Below are 13989 nucleotides of genomic sequence, written 5' to 3' on the forward strand. Positions count from 1 at the left end.
GGAGAAACCTGTGTTTAAATCTAGCGTTATTTTGTTGCTGATGCTGTCAGCCACTCTGTGTCAGGCGAGTGTGGTACTAAACGGCACCCGGATAATTATTGATGGTTCGAAAAATGAAAAGACCATCCAGTTTACTAACGCAGGCGATCAGCCTGCGCTTATTCAAATTCAGGCAGTGAATCCTGATGCAAATTCAACGCCGCCCTTTGTGGCGCTGCCGCAAATTTTTCGTATAGCACCGGTCGCCGGTCAAACGGTGAAAGTCAACGTCACTGAAAAAAATTTGCCGCAGGACAGAGAGTCGCTGTTTTATCTGGACTACACGGAGCTCCCCTCTGTTAAAAAGGGCGATGAAGATAAAAATAAACTTTATCTGATTATCAAGAACAGGGTGAAAGTCATCGTTCGTCCCGGGGATCTCGATTTCTCTGTGGATAAAGTCAGACAGGCACTTTCCTGGCGTATCCAGGGGCACACAATCCTCCTTAAAAATGCGTCTCCCTTTTACGCCAATATTCGCTCGTTTGTCCTGGTAAAAGGTAATCACACGCTTCCCTGGGACGATGCCGTCACGCTGGCACCTTTTAGTGAACAGCGCATTACGCTGAAAAGCCATTCACCCCTCTCTGGATATGCGCTTAATGCCGTCCTGATTAATGATTTTGGCGCCGACGAAAAAATCAACGTAAACGAAAAATAGCAGAAATGAATAAAGCCACATTATTGTTATTCTTCGCTTCAAGCCTGATTGCAGCCTGGGCAAGTCAGGCGGCTGATGCGCAAAATGACTATACGTTTGATCCTGCTTTAATCCGTGAAATGATGCCGGGACAGGTTGCGATGCCCGTTGATTCACAGGATGCCTGGTTTCAGCCTGGCCGTTACGATGTCGATCTTTACCTCAATGGTAAGTTCCAGCAATCCACGGCTCTGCAAATCGTGCGCGCCGAGGGGCCGCTCTCCGTGTGTCTTACCTCGCCGTTTTATCGGGCGTTTGGCGTCAAAACCCCTTATCTGTCAGCCCTGAAGGCGGAAGACTGCGCACGGCCTGAGGCGTTTTTGCCCGGCGCGACCGTCAACGTGAATACGGCAAGCTTACGCGTGGATGTGACCATTCCTCAGGCGATGCTGGTCCAGCGGCCCGTAGGCTATATCGCGCCCGAAAACCTGACGGCGGGCGATACCATGGCATTCGTGAATTACAACCTTAACCAGTTTTATTCCGATTATAAAAATGCGCAGCGTTTTGAATCCACCTATCTGGGCATTAACAGTGGTATGAACGTCGGGATGTGGCGTTTCCGTCAGCAGGGGAATTTCACCCATGACGAGTTCGGCAATCGCTGGCAAAGCGCCCGGGCCTGGGTGCAACGTGCGCTGCCCACTTTACGAAGTGAGGCGGGGATAGGGGAACTTTTCAGTAACGGTGACTTATTTACTGCTGTCAGTTTTAACGGCGTCAGTCTGGACTCTGACGATCGTATGCTGCCGGATTCTGTTCGGGGTTATGCCCCGGTGGTGCGCGGCGTGGCAAACAGTAATGCACGGGTAACAATCTGGCAGGGCAAGCAGCGGATATACCAGACAACCGTGCCGCCGGGTCCGTTTATCATCAATGACCTGAGTCCGGTGAGCTATGGCGGCGATCTCAGCGTTGAGGTTCAGGAGTCTGACGGCAGCCTTCATCAATTTAGCGTGCCTTATGCGGTGTTACCGCAGTCGCTGCGTCCTGGCCGGACGGACTACAACTTTGCTGCCGGTAAAGTCAGGGATTACAGTAAAGACAACGCCTTTACCGAATTAACCGTTAAGCACGGACTGACCAACGCCATCACCCTTAATGGCGGCGTACGGCTGGGCCAACGCTATCATGCTTTGCTGGCCGGCGGCGTCTGGGCCTCTGACATCGGCGCAGTGGGATTTAACAGCGCGTATTCTGAAGCCGATCTGAACGGCGGTGAGTCGACCCAGGGATGGCGTTACGCACTGAGTTACAGTCGAACCTTTCAGCCTACCAATACCACACTGACCTTTGCCGGATACCAGTATTCCACTCAGGGTTACCGGGATCTTAACGACGTGATTGCACTGAATAATGCAGAAACGCCCGGCCGCAACCTTATCAACAGCGAATATATGCAGCGTAACCGCCTGCAAATGACCCTTAATCAAACGCTGGGGCAGTGGGGCAATGTCTATCTCTCTGGCTCGAAGCAAAATTACTATGATGGACGCTCCCGGACGACGCAGTTTCAGGTCGGCTATGGCACGGTGCTGCCCAAAAATATCGCGCTGAATATTTCGCTCTCACGCCAGTATTCGCGCAGAGCCTACTCAACCGATCCGCGTATGGCGGTGATGGCCCAGCATGCAGACGATACCTTTTATAAAGATACCCAGTTGCAGGTCAGCCTCTCTGTGCCGTTGGGCTCTGACGCCACCTCACCCTATCTGGCTCTGGGCGGCACGCGGGGAAGCCAGAACGGCAGTAACTACAACGCGTCGCTCAGCGGACTGAGCGGCGAGAGCGGCACCAGCTATAGCGTAAATGTGAATCGCGATCAGCAGCAACGTGATACGACGTTAAGTGGCAGCCTGGGCAAAAAGTTTTCAGAAGCCAGCGTGACCGGTACCGCATCGACCTCTTCGCGGTTTAACCAGATGTCCGTTAACGCGATGGGCGCAGCAGTGATCCACAGCGGCGGCGTGACGTTGGGAAATTATCTCGGCGACACCTTCGCCCTTGTCGAAGCGAAAGGCGCCAGGAACGCCCACGTTCTCAACAGCCAGGGTACCGAGATCGACCGCTTCGGCTATGCCCTGGTGCCGTCGCTTAACCCCTATCACTACAACCGGATTTCGTTGGGAGCCGGCGGCAGCGATAGCCATGTTGAGATACAGGACAGCGAGAAAATCGTCGCGCCCTATGCCGGTGCGATGGTGAAGGTGTCGTTCAGAACCTTACGCGGTTATCCGCTCATGTTAAAGACCCGCACCAATCGCGATAACACGGTGCCGATGGGCGCAGATCTGCTGGACGAGTCGGGCAATCGGGTGGGGACATTTGGTCAGGGCGGCAATGCCTGGTTGCGGGTGGCTAAAACTCAGGGGCAACTGAAGGCCGTCTGGGGAGAGGGCGCACAGTCATCCTGTTTAATTGATTACCGCATCCCGAAACCCAAGCCCGACGCGGTGATCACCTACGCGGATGCCGTCTGTCGTTTTTAGAATCTGAGGTATAAATGATGAAGCGCATTTTAGCGGTAATAACAGTATTTTTTTGGACGGTGTGGCTCCCGGCTCACGCGACCTGCACGCGTATACAGCCGGTCGATCAAGGCTGTGATGCCTGTGGTGCGCCCCTGAATTTCGGCAATATCGGATTAATGAATCTTCGCTATCAGCCCGCCGGCACCGTGCTGGCCCGTTCGGTGTTTCGGGTGGTGCCGTCTGTGGCTAACAACAATCCCGATCGCGTGTTGTACGAGTGTGACCTTGCTGATAAAGACCAACTGTTTGAAGTCTTCGCCACCAACGGTGACAGCAACGTTGGCGGTGCCTGGGACATGGGGAACAACTATTTCCAGACCTATTTTCCTTTTACCGCATTAAAGCTGGTTCACGTGCGCAGTGGTAAGCCTTTTACCCGTATCTGGCAAAAAGTGCCGCTCACGCAGTATGAGATAGACGGGAACAAAATCAAGATCAGGGGGCGCGATTTCAGCCCCATCAGCGCGGAGCTCATTCGTACCGACAGCAACAACCGCACGCCCGGTTACGCGTCATGGGGCTGCCCCTGGGCGGCAGCCGATAATTATACCGGCGCATACAGTTGTAATCAGCCCAATGGCTATGTGGTGTTTATGGGGCCGGGAATGAATGTGCCCGAAGCGGGTCAGGACAGCTGGAACCATTTTGAAACCTGGGGTTCCGGACGTTATATGGCCTTTGGGATGAATACCGCGCCGGTCGCCACCCTGACGCAAAATATGACCCAGGGCTGCCGGGTAGAAAATTATACCGCAAACGTCATTTTCCCCGGCATCAGCATTAATGGGCTTAATGAAGGCCAGAGCGTGACGGCACCGCTCAGCATTACGCTGGCCTGTGCCGACGGGACAGACAAGATTTCCGGTATTCATTCAGGTCAGCTGTCACTGGGCTTCCAGCCAAGTTACGCGGCTTGGCTGCAGGCCGAGCAACTGAGTTTGACGACGGCAGGCGGTATCTCGCGCTACCTGGTGTCCGATCGCTATGACAGCGATCCTTCACTGGCAAAAGGCGTCGGCATTCAGTTACAGACGTCCAGTGGTCAGCCTGTCTCCTTTTTGAGCTGGAGCAGGTTCAGCAGTAATGCGGGCTGGCGGCCGGTACTGGAAGACGCGCAGGTTATCAGCGGTGGCCAGCAGAGTGACGAAAAGCTGTACCAGCGTACGTTCAGTGCCAGTCTTGCAAAGATTCCCGGTCAAACAGTGACGGCGGGCCGTGTCGATGCGATCGCATCCATCCTTATTCGGCTGCAATAACATGAAAACGTTTTTTTGGTTAGTTATGTCTATCGCGATTCATGCCCATGCCGCAGTGATTCCACAGCAAAGCCGGCTCATCTTTCATCCTGGCGAGGTACAAATTCCGTTGCTGTTGGTCAACAGTGGTGACGCGCCTGTACTGATCCAGACCTGGATAGACGGCGGTTCACCGGAACGATCACCCGGCAGTAAAGCCTTTCCCTTTGTTGCGCTTCCCGGCGTTTTTACGCTGAATAAAGATGAAAAAAAGCAGATTGCGGTTCTGCGCACCGAGCTGGCCGCACAGCTGCCAAAGGATCGGGAATCCCTGTACTGGCTCAATCTTTACGAGATCAGCGCAGTGAAAAAAAGCACGCTACGGGCGGGCAACGACAAGATCAGCATGGCGCTGAACACTCAGCTTAAAGTGATTAACCGGCCGTTCACGGACATTACGCCCTTTGCGGCACGGGTAAACGCGGTCACCTTTCAGGTAAGAAAAAAGCAGGGACAGTTTTTTATTCAGGCCATGAATCATAGCCGTTACTTTTTTACGCCGGGAAAAATGACGGTGACGGCAGGGGGGAAACGTTATCCCGTTTATCTGGACGGGGATAAAACGCTGGCACCTTTCACCCATAAAGCGTATCCCCTCATGGGTGATGCGCCGTCTTTAGCCACAGGTGAGGGCAGCCTTAACTTTACCGCGCTGGACGATCAGGGTAATCCTCAGGTTTTCACGGCAACGCTGAGTCAGGCTTCGGCTTCCCCGTAAAATAACCATACGCGGGTGCCCGTATTGTCTGGCACCCGCGAGTGATCAGTAAACCATGACAACCTTGCCGCGCATATGGCCTTCCAGCACGCGCTGGTGAGCGGTCTCAAGCGTTTCCACACTCAGGCCATGAAGCGTTTCGTTGAGTGTACTTTGCAGCTTGCCTTCGTCCAGCAGGCTGGCGACGGTATTGAGGATTTCACCCTGCTGCGCCATGTCTGGCGTGTTGTACATGCTGCGCGTATACATGAACTCAAAATGCAGTGCGGCGCTTTTTAACTTCAGTTGATCCATCGACAGCGGATGTTCATTCTCGACGATGGTGCAGATATGGCCCTGAGGGGCGATGAGTTGGCTCATGGTTTCCCAATGGCCGTCGGTGTCGTTAAGGCAGAAAATATAATCGACCTGTTTGATATCGTGCTTTTCCAGCTCCCCAACCATGTCTTTGTAGTTAATGACAAGGTCTGCCCCGCGATCGCGGCACCACTGGGCGGAATCTTCCCGTGAGGCGGTGGCAATCACTTTGGCTTTGCTGCGCATTTTTGCCAGCGGAATGGCCAGAGAACCGACGCCGCCAGCGCCGCCCACGACAAGCAGTGTTTGATCTTCACGTGCGGCTGCCATATCCAGCCGTTCAAACAGGCCTTCCCATGCGGTCAGCGCCGTCAGGGGAATAGCGGCAGAAGCCGCCCAGTCGAGGGTTTTCGGTTTGTGGCCGGTGATGCGTGAATCGACCAACTGCTCCGTACTGTTGCTGCCCGGGCGGGTAATATCGCCCGCGTAGTAAACCTCATCGCCTGGCTTAAAGCCGCTGACTTTGCTGCCGGTTTCCAGTACCACACCGCTGGCATCCCAGCCAAGAATACGCGGCACCTGTAAACCATTTTTGATCGCCCCTTTGTGGACTTTGGTATCCACCGGGTTGACCGAGGCGGCTTTCACCTCGACGCGCAGGTCATATTCGCCAGGCGTGAGGGTTTCTGGAAAAATTTCGACGAAGTTTTTTGGGTTTTCGGGATCGACGGCAATCGCGCGAACAGACATGGTTTATCTCCTGTAGTGTTTTCTCAAGTGTAGAACCCTGAGGCGATACTGATAAGATGGACAATCGTTATTAGCGTGTTCGTCTGAGGTGAACAATGGCGTTTCGTCAGTGGCAGGATATGGCGCTGTTTGCGTTAGTGGCAGAGTGTGGCAGTTTTACCGCCGCGGCAGAACGGGCGGGCTTACCCAAATCCAGCGTCAGTCAGCGCATCAGCCAGCTTGAACAGCGGCTGGGCATTCGCCTGTTAAACCGCACCACGCGCCAGTTAAACCTGACGTTTGCGGGCGAACGCTACCTGCTGCATTGCCAGGAGATGATGCAGGCCAGCGAACGTGCTGAGCAGGCTATTGCCAGTCTGCGGGAAAATCCCAGCGGTCGCCTGCGCATTACCAGCCCGGCGGGTATTGGCGCAACCTTACTGGCCCGCTGCAACGCCGCGTTTTTACGGCGCTATCCGGATGTGACGCTGGATATTTCCATTTCGGATGATATCCGCGATCTGGTGCAGGACGGTTTTGATCTGGCCTTGCGCACCGGCCAGCCGCAGGAGTCGTCTCTGATTGGTCGGCGCGTTGGCTACTGCCAGCGCTCGCTGGTGGCCGCGCAAGCCTATCTCGATCAGCATCCTCCGGTGACCCATCCTCAGCAGTTGGCCGCGCACCGTTGCATTGCGCACCGGGCCTGGAACGAGTGGGTGCTAAAACGGCACGATCAGTATCACCGTTGGCTGCTCCCGCCTGCACACCTCACCGACAATTTACTGTACGCACGCGAATCTGCGTTAGGCAGTGCCGGTATTACGCTTCTGCCGCGCTTTTTAATCGACGGAGAGATGCATGATGCGCGCCTGGTGCAGGTCTTGCCGGAATGGGAAATGGAGGGGAATGAACTGTGGCTGGTGTATCCCAGCCGAAAACTGAACTCGCCTGCGCTGATGAAGTACATTGAATTTGCGTTGCAGTCGCCGGTGTTTCGCGAATTCTACCACTGAAGAAAAGAGAAGGGCGGCATCGCTGCCGCCCCTGTGTTACTTAATAATACGCTTGTACTTAATACGCTTCGGCTCCAGCGCATCCGCGCCCAGCGTGCGTTTCTTGTACTCTTCGTATTCGGTAAAGTTACCTTCGAAGAACTCGATCTTGCCTTCATCCTGGTAATCCAGAATGTGGGTCGCGATACGGTCAAGGAACCAACGGTCATGCGAGATCACCATGGCGCAGCCAGGGAACTCAAGCAGGGCGTTTTCCAGCGCGCGCAGGGTTTCAATGTCCAGGTCGTTGGTTGGCTCATCGAGCAGCAGCATGTTGCCGCCAACCTGCAGCAGTTTTGCCAGATGCAGACGACCACGCTCACCACCGGACAGCTCGCCGACACGTTTGCCCTGATCCACGCCTTTAAAGTTAAAGCGTCCGACATAGGCACGGCTTGGCATTTCGGTGTTGCCGATGCGCATAATATCCTGACCGCCGGAGACTTCTTCCCATACGGTTTTGGCATTATCCATGCTGTCACGGAACTGATCGACAGAAGCCAGCTTCACGGTTTCACCCAGCACAATCTCGCCGGAGTCCGGCTGTTCCTGACCGGACATCATGCGGAACAGCGTTGATTTACCGGCGCCGTTCGGGCCGATGATGCCGACGATGGCGCCTTTCGGTACGGAGAACGACAGGCCGTCAATCAGAACGCGGTCACCGTAGGATTTACGCAGGTTGCTGACTTCCAGCACTTTGTCACCCAGGCGGGCACCCGGCGGAATAAACAGCTCGTTGGTTTCGTTACGTTTCTGGTAGTCGGTGTTGTTCAGTTCTTCAAAGCGAGCCAGACGGGCTTTGCCTTTAGACTGCTGGCCTTTTGGCCCTTTACGTACCCACTCCAGCTCTTTCTCGATGGATTTACGACGTGCGGCTTCGGAAGAGGCTTCCTGTGCCAGACGGGCATCTTTCTGCTCCAGCCATGAGGAGTAGTTACCTTCCCACGGAATACCTTCGCCGCGGTCCAGTTCCAGAATCCAGCCAGCAACGTTATCCAGGAAGTAGCGGTCGTGCGTAATCGCTACCACGGTCCCTTCGAAGTCGTGCAGGAAGCGCTCCAGCCAGGCGACAGATTCGGCATCCAGGTGGTTCGTCGGTTCGTCCAGCAGCAGCATGTCGGGCTTTTCCAACAGCAGGCGGCACAGCGCGACACGGCGACGTTCACCACCAGACAGGTTTGCGACTTTTGCGTCCCAGTCCGGCAGGCGCAGGGCATCGGCGGCGCGTTCCAGCTGCGTGTTCAGGTTATGACCATCATGTGCCTGAATGATCTCTTCCAGACGTCCCTGCTCGGCAGCCAGCTTATCGAAATCCGCATCTTCTTCAGCGTATAAGGCATAAACCTCATCAAGACGTTTCAGCGCACCGACCACTTCGGACAGGGCTTCTTCAACGGACTCGCGCACGGTGTGCTCAAGGTTAAGCTGCGGTTCCTGTGGCAGGTAGCCGATTTTAATACCGGGCTGTGGGCGAGCTTCACCTTCGATATCTTTATCAATACCGGCCATGATGCGCAGCAGCGTAGATTTACCCGCACCGTTCAGGCCGAGTACACCAATTTTCGCGCCGGGGAAAAAGCTAAGGGAGATGTTCTTGAGAATATGTCGCTTGGGCGGAACTACTTTGCCGACGCGATGCATGCTATAGACGAATTGAGCCACGTTGTATTGAGCCTCTGGGTCTGTTTGTCGTTTGGATGATGTCGAAGTTTAGCCTTTTTCGCCGCCTATTCACAGCCGATGCGCCGGGATAATTCCGCGCAGTCGTGCAGTCAGGCGTAACTGTTTGATTTGTGTCCGCTGTCAGATGGAGCAGCAAACGGCCGCCTTAGCGCAGCGCGTCTTCTGTCCGCGACGAGAATTTAGCAATAGCCTGTTGCCGCCGCGTGACAGAAAAGCGTCAGGGAAGGCGGACGGGAATGTGCTGTTGGGTTAACCACTCACGCAGGGCGGGTTCGGGCGCGCTGTCGCTGACCAGTAAATCAAAGCGGGCGAGCTCGCCAATGCGCGCGGGCAGCACTTTGCCATATTTGCTGCTGTCGGCAACCAAAATACGTTGGCGGGCGCGCAGCATGGCATGGTGTTTCATCGGCAGCTCGTTGAGGTTGTAGCAGGTCGCTCCCTGATCCCGATCTACGCCAGCCGCAGAGATAAACGCCAGGCTGGGACACAGGTCATCCAGAATGGAATGGCCGCCGACGGGCGTGAATAAGGCATTGTCTGCATGAAATTCCCCGCCGCTCAGGATCACGTTGCAGGCGGGTTTTTCTTTCAGCGCCAGAAAGGTATTCATGGCACAGCAGATAGCGGTAAAGGGCAGCTCATCCGGAATCGCATCCACGACATAGGGCAGGGTGGTGCCGCAGTCGAAAAACACCGTGTCGTTTTCACTAATCAGGCTGGCTGCTGCCTGAGCGAGCCGCTGCTTGCGGGCCGCATTTTGGCCATGCTGATCGGAGATGAAATAGTGTCCGGCGTGGTTTCGGGGATCGCTCACAATATAACCGCCCAGCAATACCACGCTCGATGTCGGTTCACTTAAGTCCCGGCGCACGGTCATTTCGGAGACGTCCAGCAGCTGTGCGGCATCTTTCAGATGTAATTTATCGGTGCGCTTAAGTGCCAGAGCCAGTTTGCGAATGCGTTCGTCGCGGCGGGTTTCCATTGTCATTTCTGAACCTGTATTCCTTGAAGAAGACGTCATACGTCAGTGCCTGTCACATTGTTATCGCGCAATTAAATTTACCTGAAATCGCCGTGGTTTTATTGAGGCTGTGACAAATTTCAAAAAATATAAGGTGTTGCGTGCTCACCGGTTAAGATTTTTCATCTTACCCGCAATGTTATTACCCCGCAAACCTGCACTAAAGCTAAGAATAACGCACAGTTCAGACAGCTGACTTTGTTATAATAGTAACATCTGGAGGGCGAAAAATCCGATAAATCGCGGAATAATGTCACGTTAAATGTGAAATTTATCACATATTAAACGCCGGTGAATTGGTAGTGTTATTTTTATAACATTTTAGCTGTTCATTACCGGGGGAAAAATGGATATCGCCGTTATTGGTTCAAACATGGTGGATTTAATCACCTATACCAACAGCTTTCCTAAAGCTGGAGAGACGCTTGAGGCACCCGATTTTGCGATTGGCTGTGGGGGAAAAGGGGCCAATCAGGCTGTGGCGGCAGCAAAACTGGGTGGCGAGGTGATGCTGGTCAGTAAAGTCGGCGATGACCTGTTTGCGCCCACCACGCTGGCTAATTTGCAACAGCAGGGCGTGGATACGCGTTATGTCACAACCGAAAAAGGGGTTTCCAGCGGCGTGGCCCCCATTTTTGTTGATGATCAGTCGCAAAACCGCATTTTAATTATCAAAGGCGCGAATCAGCACCTCAAGCCGGCGGATATTGACGCTGCGGGTGATGCGTTGAAACGCTGTCGGTTGATCATTCTTCAGCTCGAAATTCCGCTGGAAACGGTGTACTACGCTATCGATTTTGCCCGTCAGCATGATATTCGCGTCATCCTCAACCCTGCGCCCGCCGTGGCAGACCTGGATATCCGCTATGCCTGCCAGTGCGACTTTTTTATGCCCAATGAGACGGAGCTGGAAATTCTTACCGGGATGCCGGTGGGGACGGATGATGACGTCAGGCTGGCCGGAGCGTCCTTGCTGAAACGTGGCCTGAAAAACCTGATCGTTACGCTGGGCAGTCGCGGATCGTTGTGGATGACCGGAGAGACACAGCACCAGGTTGCGCCTGTGCCGGTTAAGGCAGTGGATACCAGCGGTGCCGGTGATGCGTTTATCGGCTGCTTCGCTCATGAACTGGTGAAAACGGGCGATATTCCTGCGGCGATGGCCAAAGCCTCCGCCTACGCGGCCTGTAGCGTGACGGCGCGCGGCACACAACGTTCTTATCCTGATACAGCGGAATTTCAGCGCTTTCTTGACCTTCAGTGAGGTACAGCCATGCACCAGAACATTGTTCAGCAAAATGACGGTTATCTAAATAAGACTCCGCTGTTCCAGTTCATTCTGCTTTCCTGCCTGTTCCCCTTGTGGGGCTGTGCGGCAAGCCTGAATGACATTCTGATTACGCAGTTTAAAAGCGTTTTCGCCCTGAGCGATTTTGCCAGCGCCCTGGTGCAGAGCGCCTTTTACGGCGGCTATTTTCTGATTGCGATTCCTGCCTCGCTGGTGATCCGTAAAACCAGTTACAAGCTGGCTATATTAGCCGGTCTGGCGTTGTACATCCTGGGCTGCCTGCTGTTTTATCCCGCCTCGCATATGGCAACCTACACCATGTTTCTGGCGGCGATTTTTGCCATTGCCATTGGGTTAAGCTTTCTGGAGACGGCGGCGAACACCTACAGCTCAATGATCGGACAGCGTCAGCATGCCACGCTGCGTCTTAACATCAGTCAGACGTTCTATCCGGTGGGGGCGCTGATGGGCATTGTGCTGGGAAAATATCTGGTGTTTCAGGATGGAGAAAGCCTGGAAACGCAAATGGCAAACATGACGGCGGCGCAGGCGCATGCTTTCCGCCTGTCCATGCTGGAACATACCCTGGAACCCTATAAATATCTGGTGATGGTGCTGGTGGTTGTCATGCTGCTGTTTATGTTCACCCGCTATCCACGCTGCAAGCCGCAAAGCAACGAAAAATCGCTGCCAACGCTGGGGGAAACCTTTCGCTATCTGGCTAAAAATCGCCATTTTAAACGCGGTATTCTGGCGCAGTTTTTGTACGTCGGTATGCAGGTGGCGGTGTGGTCCTTTACCATCCGTCTGGCGCTTACGTTGGGAGCGGCCAATGAGCGCGAGGCATCCAGCTTTATGATTTACAGCTTTATCTGTTTCTTTATTGGCAAGTTTGTCGCCAACATTTTAATGACGCGTTTCCGGCCAGAGAAAGTGCTTATCGCCTTTTCACTCCTTGGCATCGCAACGCTGGGCTACGTGATGCTGATGCCCAATTTCACAGCAGTCTACGCTGCGGTGTTTGTCAGCGTGCTGTTTGGCCCGTGCTGGGCGACGATCTATGCCGGGACGCTCGCGACCGTTGACAGTAAATACACCGAAGTCGCGGGAGCATTTATTGTGATGTCCATTGTGGGGGCGGCCTTTGTGCCCGCGCTGCAGGGCTTTGTTTCCGATCACCTGGGATCGATGCAGCTGGCATTCGGCGTATCGCTGCTGTGTTTCGCATGGGTTGGGTTCTATTTTTGGGGCGAGCTGCGCCACAAAAAGCAGCCTCGCCTTAGCGGAAACCTGGCGGAGGAGGGGCGATGAAAACCCGTTTACCGCTTTGTCGCGAACAGTTCACCTACACGCCTTGCCTGCTGCTGGAGAGCGAGGACTTCAGCGTCGAGCTGTTTCGTTATCCTGCGGGCATTGAAGCCATTCGCATTCACAACCGACGGGGCACGGTAATTGTGTTGCCGTTTCTGGGCCAGATGGTGTGGGACGTGAATTTTGACGGCCGCGCATTAACCATGGGACATCGCTTTAAACAGCCGCTGCCGGGTGATTCGATTATCGATACCTATGGCTGCTTTGCCTTTCACTCTGGCCTGCTGGCGAATGGCTGCCCTGCAGCGGAAGACACGCACGCGCTGCACGGCGAAATGGCCTGCGCACGCATGGATACAGCATGGATTGTGCTGGAGGGCGACAGACTTTCGGTGGAGGGCGAAACCGAATACATCAAGGGGTTTGGTCACCACTATCGGGCGGCTCCGGCGGTAAGATTAGGGGCCAGTCAGGCACGACTGGTGCTGGAGATGAGCGTCACCAACCTGGCTGGCGCGCCGATGCCGTTGCAGTACATGTGCCACATCAACAGCGCGTGGGTGGCGCAGGGGCAGTTCAGGCAGACGATACCGGATGAGGCATTTCAGCTGCGCCGCTCCCTACCGGCACATGTGCGGCCCACGCCGCAATGGACCGCTTTTACCGCTTCCCTTGCCAGCGATCCCGCCGCTTTACGCCGGTTGGATCAACCCGAGATGTACGATCCAGAGATTGTCTTCTTTGCCGATCGTCTGGCGCAGTACGGTGAGAACGTTCAGTTTGAACTCCATTCTCCGGACGGTTACGCCCTGATGACCCGCTTTTCCACTGCGCAGTTCCCACATGCCACGCGCTGGATACTGCATAATGCGGATCAACAGGTTGCTGCCTATGTGCTGCCCGCCACCTGCCGTCCTGAAGGCTTTGCTGCGGCAACGCGCGCCGGAACGTTAATCGCGCTGATGCCCGGCGAGCAGCGCCATTTTCAGGTCGAAACCGGTCTGCTGTAAAACCCGTACGGCGACGCTTCAGGGTCGTAACCTTACCCGGTGAAACAGGCTGTTGTTATCGCATCGTCTTTTTCCCCCTAGGATTCCGGGAGCGTCATACGTCCCGGATAATCCCGGTGGCGAAACGCGCTGGATAGCCTGTCGGTATCTTCGTTCGCGCTGGCTTCTTACTGAAGCCGGCCTCTTCAGACCGGATAAACACACCGTTATGCCGCGTCATGTCAGAACCCCGCCGTCACGCCTCCTGTTTTTTGCCCGGCTGAGAACCCTTCTTCTTTAGTTTGGCGCCGATGGAGATGATTTTCGCCATCT

The 13989-nt window shown here is 54.7% G+C and carries 11 protein-coding genes; 8 read left to right on the plus strand and 3 right to left on the minus strand.

Features of this window, described 5'->3' with window-relative positions; genetic code table 11:
* Positions 1-10: 10 nt before the first annotated feature.
* From DFO57_RS08480 to DFO57_RS08495, 4 genes are read left to right on the plus strand one after another with little or no spacing between them, the layout of a single operon-like run.
* Entirely contained in the window at positions 11-700 is a 690-nt protein-coding gene (locus DFO57_RS08480; RefSeq protein WP_019106382.1) for a molecular chaperone, read from the plus strand.
* Between the two features lie 5 nt (positions 701-705).
* Positions 706-3228 (plus strand): fimbria/pilus outer membrane usher protein, encoded by a 2523-nt coding sequence (locus DFO57_RS08485; RefSeq protein ID WP_110015266.1) that lies wholly within the window; start codon positions 706-708, stop codon positions 3226-3228.
* A 14-nt stretch (positions 3229-3242) separates the two neighbouring features.
* On the plus strand, positions 3243-4526 hold the full coding sequence (locus tag DFO57_RS08490) for a fimbrial protein (protein ID WP_110015267.1): 1284 nt from the start codon (positions 3243-3245) through the stop codon (positions 4524-4526).
* A 1-nt stretch (position 4527) separates the two neighbouring features.
* The gene (locus tag DFO57_RS08495; RefSeq protein WP_199226572.1) at positions 4528-5283 is read left to right on the plus strand and encodes a molecular chaperone; all 756 of its coding nucleotides are present in this window, start codon (positions 4528-4530) and stop codon (positions 5281-5283) included.
* Positions 5284-5328: 45 nt separating this feature from the next.
* Here the strand turns inward: DFO57_RS08495 and DFO57_RS08500 are convergent, their stop codons facing one another.
* Entirely contained in the window at positions 5329-6330 is a 1002-nt protein-coding gene (locus DFO57_RS08500; RefSeq protein ID WP_029568440.1) for a zinc-binding alcohol dehydrogenase family protein, read from the minus strand.
* A gap of 95 nt (positions 6331-6425) precedes the next feature.
* On the opposite strand from DFO57_RS08500, the gene DFO57_RS08505 reads away from it, so the two are divergent.
* Positions 6426-7322, plus strand: coding sequence for a LysR family transcriptional regulator (locus DFO57_RS08505; protein WP_013024524.1), 897 nt, complete (start codon positions 6426-6428; stop codon positions 7320-7322).
* A gap of 36 nt (positions 7323-7358) precedes the next feature.
* On the opposite strand, the gene ettA is transcribed toward DFO57_RS08505, so the two are convergent.
* Positions 7359-9026 carry an energy-dependent translational throttle protein EttA gene (gene ettA / locus DFO57_RS08510; protein WP_013024525.1) on the minus strand — a complete coding sequence of 556 codons (1668 nt, stop codon included), beginning with the start codon at positions 9024-9026 and terminating at the stop codon, positions 7359-7361.
* Positions 9027-9264: 238 nt separating this feature from the next.
* On the minus strand, positions 9265-10029 hold the full coding sequence (deoR, locus tag DFO57_RS08515) for a DNA-binding transcriptional repressor DeoR (protein ID WP_024472311.1): 765 nt from the start codon (positions 10027-10029) through the stop codon (positions 9265-9267).
* 385 nt (positions 10030-10414) lie between these two features.
* On the opposite strand from deoR, the gene rbsK reads away from it, so the two are divergent.
* The 3 genes from rbsK to DFO57_RS08530 are packed head-to-tail and all read left to right on the plus strand — an operon-like array spanning position 10415 to position 13677.
* Positions 10415-11332 (plus strand): ribokinase, encoded by a 918-nt coding sequence (gene rbsK, locus DFO57_RS08520; protein WP_013024527.1) that lies wholly within the window; start codon positions 10415-10417, stop codon positions 11330-11332.
* Positions 11333-11341: 9 nt separating this feature from the next.
* Entirely contained in the window at positions 11342-12667 is a 1326-nt protein-coding gene (gene fucP, locus DFO57_RS08525; RefSeq protein ID WP_110015269.1) for an L-fucose:H+ symporter permease, read from the plus strand.
* Positions 12664-13677 carry an aldose 1-epimerase family protein gene (locus DFO57_RS08530; RefSeq protein ID WP_013024529.1) on the plus strand — a complete coding sequence of 338 codons (1014 nt, stop codon included), beginning with the start codon at positions 12664-12666 and terminating at the stop codon, positions 13675-13677. Before fucP ends, DFO57_RS08530 begins: the two co-directional genes overlap by 4 nt.
* The last annotated feature ends 312 nt before the right edge of the window (positions 13678-13989 follow it).

Origin of the sequence: Pantoea sp. AG702 (assembly GCF_003182295.1) — a bacterium.
Classification (GTDB): domain Bacteria; phylum Pseudomonadota; class Gammaproteobacteria; order Enterobacterales; family Enterobacteriaceae; genus Pantoea; species Pantoea ananatis.